Origin of the sequence: Natrialba sp. INN-245 (assembly GCF_009807105.1) — an archaeon.
In the GTDB taxonomy this organism is placed as follows: Archaea; Halobacteriota; Halobacteria; order Halobacteriales; family Natrialbaceae; genus Natrarchaeobius; species Natrarchaeobius swarupiae.
The window spans coordinates 477,384-494,224 of the sequence record NZ_WUBV01000063.1 but is presented as its reverse complement, the minus strand read 5'-3'; the positions used below and the strand labels follow the sequence as shown (position 1 = coordinate 494,224).

The 16,841-nt window shown below is 65.8% G+C and carries 16 protein-coding genes; 6 read left to right on the top strand and 10 right to left on the bottom strand.

The genetic code is table 11. The features are described 5' to 3' along the window. Window positions 1–29: 29 nt before the first annotated feature. On the bottom strand, window positions 30–392 hold the full coding sequence (locus tag GRS80_RS18925; RefSeq protein ID WP_160048888.1) for a NifU family protein: 363 nt from the start codon (window positions 390–392) through the stop codon (window positions 30–32). 57 nt (window positions 393–449) lie between these two features. Continuing rightward, window positions 450–767, bottom strand: coding sequence for a DUF5783 family protein (locus GRS80_RS18920; protein ID WP_160048887.1), 318 nt, complete (start codon window positions 765–767; stop codon window positions 450–452). A gap of 177 nt (window positions 768–944) precedes the next feature. Between GRS80_RS18920 and GRS80_RS18915 the strand changes: the two genes are divergently transcribed. Continuing rightward, the gene (locus tag GRS80_RS18915) at window positions 945–1,349 is read left to right on the top strand and encodes a hypothetical protein (protein ID WP_160048886.1); all 405 of its coding nucleotides are present in this window, start codon (window positions 945–947) and stop codon (window positions 1,347–1,349) included. Between the two features lie 691 nt (window positions 1,350–2,040). Here GRS80_RS18915 and GRS80_RS18910 read toward each other — a convergent pair. Beyond that, window positions 2,041–3,573, bottom strand: a complete 1,533-nt coding sequence (locus tag GRS80_RS18910; protein ID WP_160048885.1) for a DHH family phosphoesterase — start codon at window positions 3,571–3,573, stop codon at window positions 2,041–2,043. Between the two features lie 111 nt (window positions 3,574–3,684). Between GRS80_RS18910 and GRS80_RS18905 the strand changes: the two genes are divergently transcribed. The 3 genes from GRS80_RS18905 to GRS80_RS18895 are packed head-to-tail and all read left to right on the top strand — an operon-like array spanning window position 3,685 to window position 6,406. Continuing rightward, on the top strand, window positions 3,685–4,692 hold the full coding sequence (locus tag GRS80_RS18905; RefSeq protein ID WP_160048884.1) for a complex I NDUFA9 subunit family protein: 1,008 nt from the start codon (window positions 3,685–3,687) through the stop codon (window positions 4,690–4,692). After that, entirely contained in the window at window positions 4,689–5,366 is a 678-nt protein-coding gene (locus GRS80_RS18900) for a DUF4166 domain-containing protein (RefSeq protein WP_343161657.1), read from the top strand. Before GRS80_RS18905 ends, GRS80_RS18900 begins: the two co-directional genes overlap by 4 nt. Continuing rightward, window positions 5,363–6,406, top strand: coding sequence for a YndJ family transporter (locus GRS80_RS18895; RefSeq protein ID WP_343161656.1), 1,044 nt, complete (start codon window positions 5,363–5,365; stop codon window positions 6,404–6,406). Before GRS80_RS18900 ends, GRS80_RS18895 begins: the two co-directional genes overlap by 4 nt. A 33-nt stretch (window positions 6,407–6,439) precedes the next feature. Here GRS80_RS18895 and GRS80_RS18890 read toward each other — a convergent pair whose 3' ends face one another. The 3 genes from GRS80_RS18890 to hemC are packed head-to-tail and all read right to left on the bottom strand — an operon-like array spanning window position 6,440 to window position 9,162. Further along, window positions 6,440–7,186, bottom strand: a complete 747-nt coding sequence (locus tag GRS80_RS18890) for a uroporphyrinogen-III synthase (protein WP_160048883.1) — start codon at window positions 7,184–7,186, stop codon at window positions 6,440–6,442. Then, on the bottom strand, window positions 7,183–8,022 hold the full coding sequence (gene cobA / locus GRS80_RS18885; protein WP_160048882.1) for a uroporphyrinogen-III C-methyltransferase: 840 nt from the start codon (window positions 8,020–8,022) through the stop codon (window positions 7,183–7,185). The genes GRS80_RS18890 and cobA overlap by 4 nt, the downstream gene beginning before the upstream one ends. Before the next feature lie 3 nt (window positions 8,023–8,025). Next, the gene (hemC, locus tag GRS80_RS18880) at window positions 8,026–9,162 is read right to left on the bottom strand and encodes a hydroxymethylbilane synthase (protein ID WP_160048881.1); all 1,137 of its coding nucleotides are present in this window, start codon (window positions 9,160–9,162) and stop codon (window positions 8,026–8,028) included. 153 nt (window positions 9,163–9,315) lie between these two features. On the opposite strand from hemC, the gene GRS80_RS18875 reads away from it, so the two are divergent. Beyond that, a complete protein-coding gene (locus tag GRS80_RS18875; protein WP_160048880.1) occupies window positions 9,316–9,678 on the top strand; it encodes a group 1 truncated hemoglobin in 363 nt (120 codons plus the stop codon). 84 nt (window positions 9,679–9,762) lie between these two features. Here GRS80_RS18875 and GRS80_RS18870 read toward each other — a convergent pair whose 3' ends face one another. From GRS80_RS18870 to hemB, 4 genes are all read right to left on the bottom strand, one after another. After that, entirely contained in the window at window positions 9,763–10,449 is a 687-nt protein-coding gene (locus GRS80_RS18870; RefSeq protein ID WP_160048879.1) for a hypothetical protein, read from the bottom strand. Between the two features lie 112 nt (window positions 10,450–10,561). Then, window positions 10,562–11,836 (bottom strand): glutamate-1-semialdehyde 2,1-aminomutase, encoded by a 1,275-nt coding sequence (locus GRS80_RS18865; protein WP_160048878.1) that lies wholly within the window; start codon window positions 11,834–11,836, stop codon window positions 10,562–10,564. Window positions 11,837–11,982: 146 nt separating this feature from the next. After that, on the bottom strand, window positions 11,983–13,761 hold the full coding sequence (locus GRS80_RS18860) for an ammonium transporter (protein WP_160048877.1): 1,779 nt from the start codon (window positions 13,759–13,761) through the stop codon (window positions 11,983–11,985). Window positions 13,762–14,182: 421 nt separating this feature from the next. Continuing rightward, window positions 14,183–15,202, bottom strand: a complete 1,020-nt coding sequence (gene hemB / locus GRS80_RS18855; protein WP_160048876.1) for a porphobilinogen synthase — start codon at window positions 15,200–15,202, stop codon at window positions 14,183–14,185. A gap of 114 nt (window positions 15,203–15,316) precedes the next feature. On the opposite strand from hemB, the gene GRS80_RS18850 reads away from it, so the two are divergent. Further along, window positions 15,317–16,825, top strand: a complete 1,509-nt coding sequence (locus tag GRS80_RS18850; RefSeq protein ID WP_160048875.1) for a hypothetical protein — start codon at window positions 15,317–15,319, stop codon at window positions 16,823–16,825. Window positions 16,826–16,841 lie beyond the last annotated feature (16 nt).

Here is a 16,841-nt window from a genome sequence, read left to right as displayed (position 1 = left end):
ACGGGGTCGAACGAACTCGAGCAACGGCGTCAGAACGGTGCTTCCGGCCCTTCGTCGGCGTCGCCGTCGTCGACGGTTTCGCCGGGGAACGAGGGGCTCATGCCGCCATCACCCATGTCGCCACCGCCGTCCATCCCGGTGTGGGCGTTGACCTGTTCGATTTCGGGGATCTCCTTGACCATTCGGCTCTTGATCGCCTGAATGGTCATCGGCGAGATACCACAGCCGCTGCAGGCGCCGCCGAGGGCGATGGTCACTTCGCCGGTCTCGCGGTCGAGGTCCTGAATCGCCGCGCTGCCGCCGTGCATCTGGATCTGCGGGAAGTTCCGACGGAGGAAGTTCGTGACGCGCTCCTCGAGGTCGTCTCCGTCGTTTTGGGTTTCAGTACTCATGAACGATCCTTGGGCGTCGGAGCCCCTAAACCTTCCGTCCCTGGTGTTCGGCCGTGATCAGGCGAAGCCGAAGACGCGCTGGAGCTCGGTTTCGATCTCGTCGACGTGGCGCTCGAGGACTTCCTCGAAGCGCTCCTCCTCGACGAGTACCCCCGAGAGCCGTTCGTACGGCTTTTCGGGGAGTTCGACTCGGAACTCGCCGTCACCCTCGTAGAAGGGTTCGCTCTCGTTTAGCACCTGCTGGTCGATCGCGTGAACGAGTTCCGAGTCGTACCGGTCGTTCATCCGGTTGAACGCGTTCTTGTACGCCTGTTGGAGTTCCGGAAAGTAGTTTGCGTACTTGTCCTCGAACTGCTCTGGATCGAAGTCGGTCATATCCGAGCAGTGGTTGAGCACCGACAAAAGTCGGACGATCGCCCGCGATACGGCTCGTTTCACCCTCGAGTCGCCACGCCGGACAGTTCACCCCACCGAACCGGTAGGCCCCTCCTACATACGGACGGCGCATACGCAAGCGGAACTGCCACCCGGGTCAGTGGCGGTAGCCCAACCATGCCGACGGATCGCCATCCCATCCCGAGGACGGAACTGCCGCCGGGGTGGGGGCTAACGGAACTCGGTGACGATCGATTCGCCTACCGTCACAGCCGCCCGCCGATCGTCCTCGTTGCCGACGTTACTGCTGCCGACGGATCGCATCCTAGACTCGGTATCTGTCGGTGCTGGGAACTCTGCTATCAGTACTCACTCGGGGACCGAATCGTCTCCGAAACGATCGGTCGCGTATCGACCCGCCAGGCGGCGGTCGATGGAGTCCTCGAGTGTATGCGATGCGTTCACGACGTCGTCAGCGACGTGGAGGATCCGGTCGCGGTCGACCGTGTTCTCGATCGTGTTTCACTCTCGTGTTTCGTTCCCGAATCGACGGAAACGACGATCCCAGAAACCGATTCGTGAGACTGCCATCGGCCGCACTCACGGGTCAGACGATCACGGGAATCAGCGAGTGTTGCCGTTTGGTGTATCGGAATGGAATTTATAGCATCCTGATGGGGCCCTTCTGCCCCACTCGGAGGAACTGTACCGACACCGACCTGGCTTCTTCCAACATCGTCGTCGATTCTGCACGGTCGACGCGGGAGAGGTATCGGAGGCTCTTCCGACGACTCCGTGAGACCGGGTGTCGTCAACTTTCGGAAACCACGCGTGGGACGTCCGTTCGGTTTTCGTCCGTCGGTGTCGAGAGTGTTCGACGCCCTCTCGGCGAATCGTCGTCGTCCGGACGGGGCAAAATAAATTCTATACTGCTATACACAATTGCGGTTCGCGGCGTTCGCGCGCCATCGAGAGTCTCATCTGTGACGGGCGGGCGCGATACCAGGAATCGAGGGACGAGAATCGAAATCGATGATCACGACTCGGAGAGACACTTCTCGAGAACCTCATCCGGACCCGCAGCAAGCGTCCTCTGTCCACAGGAGTTCCGTCCAGCACGCGACGGCGGCGGTCAGAACATCGGTGCCTCCCCACCTCCTGCGCCGCTCGTTCGGCGGTCCCTGGCTCGATGGACCGCTCGTACGGACGTGTTGTACCGGTGTGAATCTCGGAACGTCGCGGTCGAACGGGGACTGACGGACGACAGACTTCCTCAGGATAGCTGCTCGCCGACGATCTCGTCGGCGAGTTCGACGAACTTTTCCTCCCGCCCGCGGGGAACCGTCGCCCCGGCCGCGACGTCGTGACCACCGCCGTCGCCGTCGACGGCTCGAGACGCCTCGCCCACGACGACCGACAGGTCGAGACCGCGGCGGACTAGATTGTGCGTACCGCGCGCGGAGACCTTGACTTCGACCTCGTCAGTGTCGCTGCCGTCGGTCTTCTCGGCGAATGCGATGATCGGTTTCGATCGACTGATGCCGTCGTTGCCCATCGCCATCCCGGCGACGATGCCAACGATGGTCTCGCGGATTCGGTCACCGGCGTGGAACCACTGAATGTTGTCCTCGTGGGTGACGCCCTCGCGGGTCACGAGATCGATCCCCGACGAGAGGTTCCGCCGGTGGTCACGAAGGAGTGTTCGGGCGCGCTCGAGTGCGTCGTCGCGATCACCGAGGCAGACGCCGAGGCCGACGTCTGCCCGCTCGTAGCGGGCGGTCGCGTTCAGCAGTGTCGAGAACTCGCTTGCGTCTCGCAGCTCCGATCCCACGGGCTCGTTCGACAGGACGTACGCCGTCCCGACGAGTTGATCGATCTTCCCGGCCGGCACGCCGGACTCGACTGCTCGCCTGACGAGCGCGCTCGCGACGGTCTGTTTCTCGTCGTTCGTAAGTCCCGCCCACCGTCGCCACTCCCCGTCCCGTTTCAACTCGAGGTCGAGACCGTCGAGAAACCGGAGCGCGCCCCCCTCGTCGTTCGAGATGCCCGGAATGTGGACGTCCGTGGCGTACTCGAGTAACTTCGGGAGCGGTCGGGTCTGTTTGCCGTACAGCGCGAGGTCCGTCCCGGTCTCGAGGACGCCGGCGTCGACGCCCTCCTCGACGATCTTCCCGTTCGCGCCGTGGAGTTCACCGCCCGAGGCCTGCATGTCGCCGACGGCGCCGACGACGGCGAGCGCGGCGAGATCACGGTTGTCGGCTCGAGCCGCGGGGGCGGTCGACCCACCCTCCGTGGCGGAGCCGCCGTCGGTCGTCACCGCGCGGTCAGGATCGCGGGTCTGTTCATCTGCCGGCTCGCCGTCGGTAACCGCCGCCAGCGCTCGCGCGAGGACGTAGCTCGCGCCAGCACCCGAAAGCTCCGAGGCCCCGTTGATCCCGAACAGCAGGGGGTTGAGGTGGTACTCGGTGTCCCGATCAGCCGGCTGGTGGTGGTCTGCGATCACCGGCGTGAACGCTCCATCGTCCTCGTACTCGCCGACGACGTCCAGTTGACCGCTGCCGAAGTCCGTAAAGAGGACGGTCTCGTACTCCGTCGCCGCGATATCGGCGACGGCGTCCTCGTCTAGTTGCTTCTCGAAGACGACTTCGAACGGAATCCCCGCGCGCTCGAGTGCCTGTGTGGCGATCGCAGCACTCGTCAGCCCGTCGGCGTCGATGTGCGAGGCGAGGAGGACCCGTTCGGCTTCGTGAAGACGTTCGGCGCACGCGGTCGCTCGATCCGCGAGTTCGGGAACCGGCCCGGTCATCGGTGCATCGGTCGATGGTGGGTCGTCATGGGGGATAAACCTCCGGTCTACTGACTGTCCGGATCCACGGGTTGGCAGTACCGTTATGTCGTTGTGCCGGAACAATCCGGTATGAACGTCTTCGTCGCGGGCGGTTCAGGGTTCGTCGGCCGATCGTTGTGCCGAGTCCTGGTCGACCGTGGCCACGGCGTGACCGCGGCCTCGAGAACGCCCGACCCGTCGGAACTACCCGCCGACGTCGAGGCGGTGTCGGTGGACGTCACCGACCCCGACCTGGACGACGCCGTCGCGGGCCACGACGCCGTCGTCAATCTCGTTGCACTCCCCTCGCACGTCCAGGCGCGCGGGCGCAGTCACGAGTCGGTCCACGCGGACGGGACGCGTCACCTCGTGGCCGCGAGCGAACGAACGGGTGTCGATCGGTTCGTCCAGCTGAGCGGGCTGGGCGTCGACTCGGACGTCGAGACGGCGTACTTCAAGGCGAAACGACGGGCCGAGCGGATCGTCCGCGAGTCGTCTCTCGAGTGGGTGATCTTCCGTCCATCGGTAATTTTCGGCGACGGCTGTGCGTTCGTCCCGTTTCTCGAGCGACTGGCGCCGCCGCTCGTAATCCCGCTTCCGGGTGGCGGACAGACGCCGCTCCAGCCCATCTGGGTCGAGGACTTGACGCCGCTGATCGCGGACGGTCTCACCGAGGACCGTCACGTCGGAAACGCCTACGAGATTGGTGGTCCCGAGTGGCTCACCCTGGCGGAGATCGTGACGCGCGTCCGCGACGGCGTCGTCGTCCCGATTCCGATGGCGCTGACCGCCGTCCTCGCGGCGCTCGTCGATCCGCTTCCCTGGATTCCGGTCGGCAGAGACCAGTATCGCGCTCTGACACTCGAGAACACGACGACCGACGACGCGCTGGCGGCGTTCGACGTCGATCCCGATTCGCTTCGGCCGTTTTCGGCCGACGTGCCGAGCGAAGGGAAGATTTCCGCCGCCTCGAGCGAGCCCGTGAGACGGGAACGGCGTACGGACGGCGAACGGTATACGAGCGCCGAACCGCAGAGGGGCGACGAACCGCATACGGACGGCAAACGGCCCGACCGAGAGTCGGGGGTACATCCGTGACGGGATTATTTGAGCGTGCGATTGGCGAGGAGTGGTCGACGCTTCACCCACAGGTTCGGGAGCGCTACGGAGTCGAGTCCTCCGACGGCCGCGAGGCGGTCGGCGTCGGCCAGATGGACGAACTCACCCGAAGCCCGCTCGCGGTGCCGGCGCTGTGGCTCGGAACGTTCGACGACTTCCTCTTTCCCGAGAGCGGAACCGACGTTCGCTTCTCGATCGTCACGGAGCCGTTCGTCGACGGGAACGGTAACGAGGCGCTTCGCCTCGAGCGGCGGTTCGACACCTCGCCGCCGCGGACGTTCGTCGACACGCTCCGGTGGAATCCGGCCCGTGGCTGCATCGTCGATCTCTTCGGCACGCGCGGCCTCGTCGGTGCCGACCTCCACGCCGCAGCCGACGACGGCGCGCTCGCGCTCTCGATCGGGACGCAGTATCTCCGCGTCGGTGGGCGCTCGCTCGCGCTCCCGGCTCTGCTCTCGGCTCGAGGCCGCCTCACCGACTGGTACGACGAGGACGACGAGTGTTTCCGGGTCGAGGCCGACATTGAGAACCCGCTCGTCGGCTCCGTCTTCGGCTACGAGGGCGGGTTCGAGAGCGAGTTTCGATCCGCCGACGGCGACCCCGCGGACCGACCGCCGCTGGCCGACGTGAGACTGCCGGGTGAACGCCCGTGACCGACCTCGAGTTCGTGTCTCGCGTACGCCTTTCCGGCCCTGGGGTGAGTTCCTCGCCGCCGCGTCTCGCCGGATGGCGGGTAACCGACCTGACCGCCGCGTTCGGCGCGGTCGTCTGGTCTGCGCTCTCCATCGCCACGACGTTCGGCCTCGTCCCGATTCCGCTGTCGCCCGTCGAACTGTACGTCGCGCTCGCGACGTTCGTGCTCGTCCCGCTCGGAACCGGCCTCGTTCCGCTCGAGCATCGGGGATCGGCCGGTACCACGGCTGGGACCCCTTCGCGTCTCTACGCGGTCGCCGTCTACGGCCAGTTCCCGGCCGCGGCGGCCGCCGTCGTCGCGCTCGGGCTACCGAGAGAATCGCTCGCGGCGGTCGCACTCGTACTCCCGTGGCTCGGCGTCACCGCGGTTCTGGCCGCTCTCGCGTTTCAAAATATCCGCTCTCGCGGTATCGGACCGTTACCGGCGCTCGCCGTGGACGCGGCGTTGTTGTACGTCCCCGTCGCCTCGATCGCACTCCTCTTCTCCGTCGCCGGGATCGACCTCGGTTTTGCGCCGATCATCGTCCTCCTGACCGCCGTCCACTTCCACTACGCAGGGTTCGTTTTGCCGCTCGTCGTCGGCCTGGCTGGCCGCGTGATCGCGGACGGAGGAGCGTTCGACTCGACGCTCACGGGGCACATCGCGGCCGCATCGACGGTCGCCGTCGTCGTCGGCATCCTCGCCGTCGCGGTCGGCATCACCGTCTCGCCGATCCTCGAGTTCGTCGCCGTCGTCCCGTTCGTCGCAGGTGTGGCCGGTTTCGCGTTCGTCGTAACCGGCGGCGTCGTCCCGGTCGCTCCCCGCCTTCCGGGTGCGCTCTTGGTGGCCGCCTCGCTCTCGGTGTGTGTCGGGATGGCGTTCGCGCTCGCGTTCGCGTACTCCTCGCTTCCGGGCACTACCGTTCTCGTCACGATTCCCGAGATGGTCCGGTGGCACGGCGCGGTCAACGCGTTCGGCTTCGCCCTGCCGGCGCTGGTGGCGTTCCGAGCGCTCGAGTGAGTCGACAGCGGCTCCCGTTCCGAGCGCGTCGAGCTACGACCGCCCGTCGACCTGATCGAGGACGGCAGTCGCCAGCGCGTCGAACGTCGCTTCTTCCGGGACGACGTCGGCTTCGATGCCGTGTTCGGCGGCCGTCTCCCGGGTCGGCTCGCCGATGACTCCAACGACGGCGTCGGACAGCCCGTCGAGCGACTCCTCGCGGACGCCGCGGTCGGCGGCGGCCTCGAGGAAGTGGTCGACGGTCAGCGACGACGTGAAGCAGACGGCGTCGAGGTCCCCTGCAGCGGCGCGTTCCGCGGAGTCGCCGCTTACCTCGGGCCGAACCAGGCGGTAGAGAACGGTCTCGTGGACGTACGCGCCGGCTGCTTCGAACCCCTCGAGCAGGACGTCGCTGCCGTGATCGCTCCTCGCGACCTCGATGCGCGCCCCGTCTACGTCGGATTCGAGCCGTTCGACCAGTCCGCTCGAGGTGTACTCCTCCGGGACGACGTCGACTGGGTAACCTTCCGCGCGGAGGGCGTCGGCCGTCGCCGGGCCGATCGCGCAGACGGTCGCCTCGCCCGGACGCCAGTCGGCCGCCGAGACGAGTTCCGCACCGGTCTTACTGGTGAGCACGACGTAGTCGGCGTCGGTACGCGGGCTCGCACCCGTCGGCTCGACCGCGAGCATCGGGTCCGGGACGGGGTCGGCGCCGAGGTCGGAGAGGACGGCGACCGCGTCGTCGATTCGCTCGTCGTCGGGACGGAAGACGGCGACGGCGGGGGGCGTCGATTCGCTCATCGGATCTCACCCTCTTCTGGCTGCTCGTAGTCGTTTTGCAGAAAGTCGACGACCGACTCGCGGGTGCCGGCGACGTCGCCGATCACCGTCACTGCCGGCGGTTCGATCCCGACGTCGTCGCGGACGTCGACGATCGTCTCGAGGGTGCCAGTCGCCACTTGCTGTCCGGGCCACGTGCCGCGTTCGATCAACGCGACCGGCGTCTCGGGGTTCAGTCCGGCTTCCCGCAGGGCGGTGGTGTAGTCGGGGAGTCGGCTGACGCCCATGAGGACGACGATCGTCCCACCGGTCGCCGCCAGAACCTCCCAGTCGACGGCCGACTCCTCTTTCGTGGGGTCTTCGTGGCCAGTGACGAACGAAACCGAGGAGGCGTGGTCCCGGTGTGTGACGGGGATTCCGGCGACGGCCGGGGCCGCGATCGCCGAGGTGACCGCGGGAACGACCTCGAACGGCACCCCGTGGGCCGCGAGATACTCCGCCTCTTCGCCGCCACGACCGAAGACGAACGAGTCACCACCCTTGAGCCGGACCACGGAGTTCCCCTCGCGGGCGAGTTCCACCAGTCGCTCGTTGATCTCCGACTGGGGCGTGCGATCGCCGACGGCGCGCTTGCCGACGTCCTCGCGTCGACCCTCCGGGAGCGCGTCGATGATCTTTCGCCCCGGTAGCCTGTCGTGGAGGACGACGTCGGCGTGCTCGAGCAGTTGCGTCGCCCTGACGGTCAGTAACTCCGGATCGCCGGGACCGCTCCCGACGAGGTAGACGGTACCCGGCTCGACGACTGCATTCGTTTCGGGGGTCGGATTGCCGTCTGGTCCCGTCTCGTTCGCCGACATCGCTTACTTCCCCTCCGGCTGATCGTCTTCGGAGACGGACGTGCCCGCTCCAGCGTCGTCGCGTGCCTCTTCGATCAGTTCCGCCGCACCGCGGTCGGCGAGGTCCGTGGCGAACTCGCGGGCCGCCTCGGCGTGGTGGTCGACGGGCAGATCACGGGTGGCAGTCACCGACTCCTCGCCGTCGCGGTCGAAGACGCTCACCCGCGTGTGGACGTACTCGCCTTGCAGGATCGCGTAGATACCGATCGGCGCGATACAGCCGCCGCCGAGTTCCGCGAGCAGCGTCCGTTCGACGGTCGTCTCGACGCGACTGCGCGGGTGGTCGATCGCGTTCTGGATCTCGCCTGCCGTCTCGCCGTCGACCGCCGTCACGGCGAGTGCGCCCTGTCCCGGTGCGGGAACGAACGACTGGGTGGGAAGCGACTGATAGTCGACGGCGTAGCGAAGCCCACTTCGCTCGAGGCCGGCCTCGGCGAGCACGAGTGCGTCGTAGTTCGTCTCAATCTCGCGACCGAGCGCCTGTTTCTCGAGTTCCGAGAGATCGTCGAACCACTCGTCGACGGTCCGATCGTACGCCGGTTCGAACTCCTCGTCGCCGACGTTCGCCTTCCGCTCTTTATCAGCCTCGCTTCGCGTCTCGTGTTCTTCCTGTAGCGCGGGCGCGAGCAGCTTCTCGAGGCGGGTATCGACGTTCCCTCGGACGGGTTCGACCGTCAGGTCGGGTCGCTCGGCGAGCAGTTGAGCGCGCCGGCGCAGACTCGAGGTGCCGACGGTTGCACCGTCGGGAAGCTCCTCGAGCGTCGATCCGTCGGGCGTGACGAGGACGTCGCCTGGCGATCCGCGTTCGGGAACCGCGGCCGTGACGAGCTCGTCGGGCTGTTCGGTCGGCATATCCTTCATCGAGTGGATCGCGCCGTCGAGATCCCCCTCGAGTACGCGCTCGTCGAGTTCGCGGACGAACGCGCCCGTCTTCCCGAGTCGGTGGATGAGCTCGTCCTGAATGTCGTCGCCCGTCGTCTCGACGGTCACGAGTTCGACCTCGTACCGGTGCTCCTCGAGGGCTTCCTTGACGAGGGCGGCCTGTCGCCGGGCCAGTGTCGATCCCCGCGTCGCCAGTCGTAACGTCCCGCGCGTTCTCATAGGCGTCAGTCGTCGCCTGAGGTATGAAAAGCGCACGCTTGTCCCGCGTCGCTGCTGGCCGACGAACCCGACCGGTCTCGAGTGCGGATTGGGGATCTCTCCACCACGGTTGTCGCATGATTTATCCATACAGCTGGCGAATCTATTTGACGAATGACGACACTGTACGACCGACTCGGCGGTGAAGACGCGATTGCGGCCGTCGTCGACGACTTCTACGATCGGATACTGGACGACGAGCAAGTCGCTCACTTTTTCGATAGCGTCGACATGCGAAAGCAACGTGCCCACCAGACCCAGTTTCTGAGTGCCGTCGCCGGCGGCCCGGTCGAGTACGACGGCCGCGACATGCGGGCGGCCCACGACCACCTCGAGACCGACCCGGCGGAGTTCGACGCAATCGCGACGCACCTGGCGGCAACGCTCGAGTCGTTCGGCGTTCCGGAAGACGACCGGGAGGCGGTCCTCGAGGCGGTCGCGAGCTACGAGGATGCCATCGTGTCGGCGGCCGACTGATACGGATTGCTGTACCAATTTACCGGCGAAACCGCAGACGGGTCGCGGTTTCGGCGGTAACGACGTACAGTAAACCGTACGGTTTCACTCCCTCGAGACCCCCGAACGCTGCCGTCGGAGGAGATAGTATCCCGCGAGCAGCGGCTGTAGCGGTGCGACGAAGAGACTCAGGAACGCCAGCCCCAGATAGAGACCGGGGTTCGGCCGCCACGAATCGCCGTAGGTGCTGACGTAGGCGGCGTCCCGGTGGATCGCGATCGGGAAGGTTCCGAACGCGATCGTACCGGCTAACCCGACGGCGGTCAGGAACAGTCCCGGAAGCGAGAGTACGATGGCGATCACCACGCCGGCGAAGCCGATCACGGTCGTCGCGAGCGACGCCGCGACGACGAGCCACCAGCCGGACCAGCCGGGTCGCGTTCCGAACCGTTTGTGACGGCGATAGAGGTAGAAAACGCCGGCGACCGGCGCCCACAGCAACGCGAATAGGGCGTTTCCCCACGGGCTCGGCCGCCAGTGCTCGCTCGCCCCGCCTTGCCGGCGGACTCGACGCGCGTCGGCAAACAACGAGAGCGCGATCCCGGCGCTCAGAAGGCTGTAGCCAAACGTTCCGACCAGCACCAGCCCCGACTCGAGCAGCGGAACTCCCGGATCCGCTTCCTGAAGCACGCCGACGATACCGACGCCGATCACCGGCGGGACGAGGTACAACTGGCGCTCGACGAGGCGTGCCCACGCGAGTTCCCCGAGGATCGTCGCGACTCGAGTCATCAGTCGGCCGGTGTCGCGGTCTTTCCCGTCTCGGTCGGGGTAGCGGTCCGGTCAATCTCGGCCGGCGATACCGACCGTTCCGCCGCTCGCGCCGTCGTTCGAGCCGATCCCCTCACAGCGCCTCTTTGTACGCCTCGAGCGTGCGGTCGACGTCCTCGTCGGTGTGGCCGTAGCTGACGAACTGACACTCGAACTGGTTCTGTGAGAGGAAGATCCCCTGTTCTTTCATCTGCCCCCAGAAGACTCGTCGCCAGCGATCTGTCTCGGCGTTTTTCACGTCCGCGCCGTTTTTCGGTGCCTCGCCATCGCGGGTGAAGATCACTTTGTACATGCTGGCGGTGCCGGCGACCGTGTACTCCGGCGCCTGGTCGGCGACGATTTCGGAGAGGCCGTCGCGCAGACGATCGCCGAGTTCGTCGACGTGATCGTAGACGTTGTGTTCCGCCGCAAACTGCAGGGTCTCGAGGCCGGCGGCCATCGTGACGGGGTGGCCGGAGAAGGTGCCGGCCTGGAAGACGGGACCGGAGGGTGCGAACTGCTCGAGGATCTCAGCCCGGCCGCCGATCGCGCCGACGGGGAAGCCTCCGCCGATGATCTTGCCGAACGTCGTCAGATCGGGTGTGACGCCGAACTCGGTCTGGGCACAGCCGAGACCGCCGACGCGAAAGCCCGTAATTACTTCGTCGAAGATCAACAGTGAGCCGTGTTCGTCCGTGATTTCGCGGAGGAACTCGTGGTAGCCATCCTCGGGGTGGACGATGCCGTAGTTCGCCAGGATCGGCTCCGTGAGGACGGCCGCGATGTCGTCGCCGTGTTCCTCGAACGCTTCGCGGACGGCGTCCTCGTCGTTGAACGCCACTGGAATCGTGTGCTCGGAGAACGACTGTGGGATCCCCGCAGAGGATGGTCGGGGGTTCTCGGCGTCGCCTTCGACCAGCGTCGACTCCTGGGCACCGTGGTAGCCACCCTGGTTGATGACGATCTTGTTTCGACCCGTGTACCCACGGGCGAGTCGGATAGCCGACACCGTGGCTTCGGTTCCCGAGTTGACGAACCGAATTTTCTCGACGCTGGGGACGTGGCGAACGACGAACTCCGCGAGGTCGACCTCGATTTCCGTCGGGGTTCCGTACATCGGTCCCTCGCTCGCTTTCTGCTGAATGCTCGCCTGAACGGGGTCGGGGAGGTCGTGGCCGAGCAAGAGCGGTCCAAGCCCCATCACCCAGTCGACGTAGCGGTTCCCGTCGACGTCGATGACGTGGCCACCGTCGCCTTTCTGGACGAAAAACGGGTAGGGTTCGATGGCTGCGCGAACGGCGGAGTTGACTCCCCCTGGCATCACCGACAGCGCCCGATCGTACAGGGCACGCGAGTTGTCGTCGTTCATGTGGAGGGCGTTCGGCTTCGGGAGCCAAAGTAGTACCGAGGTCCGATCGACGAACCAGCTCGGTCGACCGGATGGGGGACGATGGACGGCGTCGGACAGCCCGCCGAGTTCGAGACCTCGCTCGAGTCGTTACCGACCGTGCCGTCTTAAACTGCGTCCTGGCCGGTCTTTCCGGTTCGGACCTGGTAGGCGTCCTCGATCGGGAGGACGAAGACCTTGCCGTCGCCGGGTTCACCGGTGTTGGCGGCGTCGGCGATCGCGTCGACGACCTCCTCGGCTGGCACGTCGGCGACGACGCACTCGATTTTGACCTTCTGGTGGAGGTCGACCGTGTACTCCTCGCCGCGCCACTGTCCTTTCTTGGCGGGCTGGGAGCCACGTCCGGAGACGTTGGTGACCGTCAGCGACGGCGCACCGACTTTCGCGAGTGACTTTTTGATCGCGCCGAGACGGTCGGGACGAACGATCGCGGTGATCATCTTGATCTCACCGTCGTTCGGCTCGCCGCCGTCGGATCGAAGCTCCGACGAGGACCGCGACTCATCGAGTCGCTCACCGCCGTCCGTACGGATGACGTCGTCCGAAGAGTGGCCGCCGTCGGTCGCCACGTCGGGACCGCCGAACTCGGGGTAGGTGTCGACGCCGTGTTCGGCGAGGTCGAGGCCGTCACGTTCGTGGTCGGGCGTGACTCGAGCCTCGCCGACCAGTTTGAACGCGCCCCAGACGGCTGCGGTCGCGAGCACCGTCCAGATGGTGATGACGACGACGCCGATGATCTGCGGTGCGAACGCGCTGGCTTCGATCGAGAGGATACCGCCGGCGACCAGACCGCTGCCGATGGCCGTCCCTTCGATCGACCACAGCGGGAAGAGGATCAGGCCGAGCATCCCTGCGGTCCCGTGGACCGGGAACACCGCACAGACGTCGTCGATCTTGAGCTTCTCGTCGACGAGCTTGAAGACGATCGGGAGCTGTGCGCCGGCGATAAATCCGATCGCGATCGCACCCATCGGAGTGATGAGGTCGGTCGGACCGGTGACCCCGACGAGGCCGGCGAGCATGCCGTTTGCGACGTACAGCGTGTCGACTTTCCCGTTCATCGCAAGCGAGACCGCCGAGGCACCGAGTGCACCGAGGCCCATGCCGAGGGCGGTGACCATCGCGACGCTTCCGACGTAGTCGAAGTCGGCGAGTTCGAACGTCGCCGTGTCGATCACCGTCGCGGCCGTGCCGACGTTGAAGCCGAACCAGCCGAAACAGAGGATGAGCGTCCCGAGAACGGCGAAGGTCATCGAGTGACCAGGAATGATGTTGACGCTCCCATCCTCGTTGTACTTGTCCATGCGAGCGCCGAGAATCCAGGCGGCCGTGAGGCCGGCAACCCCGCCGACGCCGTGGACGACCATCCCGCCCGCGAAGTCGGCGAAGCCGAGCTGTGCGAGGATCGGCGTCCCGCCGGGGGCGTACCAGACCATTGCCGCGACGACCGGGTAGATCACTGCCGCGAGAACGAACGTGTACGTCACGTACGCGCGAAGTTTCGCGCGTCCGGCGACCGCACCCGAGACGATCGTGGCGGCGGTCATCGCGAACACCGCGCTAAAGAGCCACATCGCCCAGTCGAACGAGCCCTCGCCGAACATCGTCAGGGGGCTCGACTCGCCGCCGCCGAGTGCCGCGCCGACGTTGTTCGAGATGCCCATCCCGATCACGAAGAAGACGAAGATGCCGACCGCCCAGGTCAGCATGTTCTTCGTCAACTGGTTCGCCACGTTCTTCGAACGCACCTGCCCGGCCTCGAGCATCGCGAAGCCGGCGTGCATGAAGAAGATGAGGAACGTCACAGTGAGCGCCCACATCAGGTTCATCCCGGTCGCCAGCGACTCGAGGTCAGCTTCGGTCGCCTGGAGTACGAACAGATCCATTACCGGTGCACCTCCATCGATACGTTCGAATCATCGCGTATTGGTTGACAAACGTCCATGCTTTCCCCAATAATGGGGCAGTTCGTGTTCTGAATCACGTTTGACTGGCATGGACCTGTTATATATAAGGCTTAGCGTTGGATAACGTCGAAAAAGTGGATGTAATAGGTGAAAACGTGAAAATCTAGAGTTGATATAATGTGTATAAGGATAGAGCATCTTTCGGTCTTTCTATACTGTGGCTATATATTGGACGTTCGTAGACGGACGAACCGGTCGATGGTCGGTGAATATTGCCGTTCGATCCCTCACTCTGCGCGCATTCGAGCGGTGACTGCTCGCGCGCGGCAGATGTTGCCACCTAACCGACGGAGCGAACGACCAATGGACGCTCGTCAAAAACGACCGAGCTCGACCCGGCTCAACCGAGTCGTTCGGCGACGCCCTCGGCGAAGTAGGTGAGAATGAGATCCGCGCCGGCCCGCTTGATCGACAGCAGTGACTCGTGTGCGACCGCCTCGAGGTCGAGCCAGCCCTTCTCGGCGGCGGCGTGGAGCATGGCGTACTCGCCGGAGACGTTGTAGGCGGCAACGGGATGGTCGAACTCCCGGCGGACGGCGCTCACGATGTCGAGGTAAGGGAGGGCGGGTTTGACCATCATCACGTCGGCACCCTGCTCGGCGTCGAGGCGGACCTCCCGCACCGCCTCGCGGGCGTTCGCGGGATCCATCTGGTAGTGACGTCGGTTGCCGAAACTCGGCGCACCGTCGGCGGCATCCCGGAACGGGCCGTAGAAGGCGCTCTCGTACTTCGCGGCGTAGCTCATGATCGGCACCTCCTGGTAGCCCGCGTCGTCGAGACCGTTCCTGATCGCGGCGACCATCCCGTCCATCATCCCGCTGGGGGCGACCATGTGTGCACCCGCCTCGGCGTGGGAAACCGCGATCCGCTCTAAGGACTCCAGCGTGGCGTCGTTGTCGACGGTCAGCGTCGGATCGTGCTCACAGGCGGGACCATTGTCGTGGTCCCCTTCACCTCGCAACTCCTCCTCGAGTGGCCCGCAGTGGCCGTGATCGGTGTACTCACAGAGACAGACGTCCGTGACGACGTAGGCGTCGGTCTCGTCGGTGATCCGCCGGGTTGCCTCCTGGACGACGCCGTCCTCGACCCAGGCCCTGGTACCTTCGGCGTCCTTCGATTTCGGAATCCCGAACAGCATCACCGCCTCGACGCCCGTCTCGAGGACTTCCTCGACGCGGGTGACGCTCTCGTCGATCGGGACGCGCTCGTGGCCGGGCATCGACTCGATCGGAATCCGCTCGCTGGTCGTCGCGTCGACGAAGATGGGCGCGATGAGATCGCTCGGCTCGAGGCTCGTCTCGCTGACGAGTCCGCGGACGCCGTCCCGTCGAAGTCGTCGGGGGCGGTGTGTGAGATCCATACGACCACTACTCGCGGCCCGTCCAAAAGCGGTGTGTTCGCGGCCGTTTTCCTGGTAACATGAACAGTTCACCTAACCGCAAGCTTATGCCGATCCCTCGACGTGTTTTCCGATATGAACCGCCGTCACTTCCTCGTGACCGCCGCCGGAAGCGCCCTCCTCGCCGGCTGTTCCGCCCTCGAGGATCCCGACGACGGAGCCGAACGCCCCCCGTTTCAGGTCGACGACGTGGACGACGAGCCGTCGGATGACGCGGACGCCGACGCAGGCAAGAGCGCGTTTCCGTTCGACGAGCCGTCGATCGTCGACTTCGAGACGGCCCCGCTCACCGCCACCGTCGTCGGCGGTCGCGTCTCGACCGACGACGGCCTCTCGGCTCGCCTCGAGTTTGCCGAGCAGGCGACCGCGGACTCCCCGGCGACGCTCATCTCGACCGTCCGCAACGACCGACCGTACGAACAGACGTTCCAGCCCCGCCGGTTGCTGATTCTCGACGATCCGACGACGGGGCGAACCGCCGACAACGACTCCGTCTATCTCGCGCCCGCGGCGGACCATCCACTCGCCGAGACGGCACCGAGCTACTTCCGCGATGACGACGGCCGGTGGCGACTCGAGCGCGTCAGCGACGACTGGTTTCCCGACCGGCTCACGCTCGACGCCGAGCAAGAGGTCGTCGGCGAGTACTACCTGCTGGGACACCACCATCACGACAGGCCACCGATCGAAGCTAATCGGTACGAGTTCACCTGGCGCGAGGGTTCCTTCGAGATCGTCTGCTGGCCGACCGACGAACCCGGTCCCGCCGGCGACTCGCGATTCGTCGGGGAGGAGCCACCGGGGTTTCCGGAGCCCGACGACGAGATCCGGTGGTTCCACGATGCGACCCCGGAGACGCCGGTGTTCCTCGAGCCGAGTGCAGAATCGGTCACCGCACCAGCAAAGATCGAGTTCGACCTCGTCAACCACGGCCGCGAGTCGCTGTCGGGCAACCCCTACTACTGGCGGCTGTACAAACTCGTCGACGACCGGTGGTTCCCGGTCGATCCCTGGGAGTTTCCGCTCCCCCTGAGTTCAGTCCAGCCCGGCGACGTCGACGAGTCGGAACTCTTCGTCTACGACGGCGTCCCGGTCGACCGGCAGGGCAGTCGAACGGTCGGACACCTCGGCGGCGGCCAGTACGCGTACGCCGTCGGCTACAGCGTGGACTCGGAGACGTACGCGGCGCGCTTCGACCTCGAGGCACCAAAACTCGTCGTCGAACCCGAAGACGACGTCGCGATCGACGACGAGGGCGATCGAATCGTCGTCCGACTGCCGGACTACGAGGACGCCCGACGGCCGGCGACGGTCATCGTCTCCCGCCTCGAGTCCGAACCCGACCCAGCCGATTCGGACGAGACCGCCGTCGACGAGCGGCTCATCGCCGAACAGCTTCCACGACGCCCCTTCCGTGCGCTTCGAAACTCGCTCCCGCTGTTCGAGGACGGTATCGATCGGGTCGTCGTCGAGACCGATCGCGGAACCGCACTTCGACGATTCGACTACGAGCAAGACGAACGCCGGACGATCGCCTACGACGGCGACGTCTTCGAGGCGTCCGGCTCGCTCGAGGAGAAGTGAGCGGTCCGTCACCGAC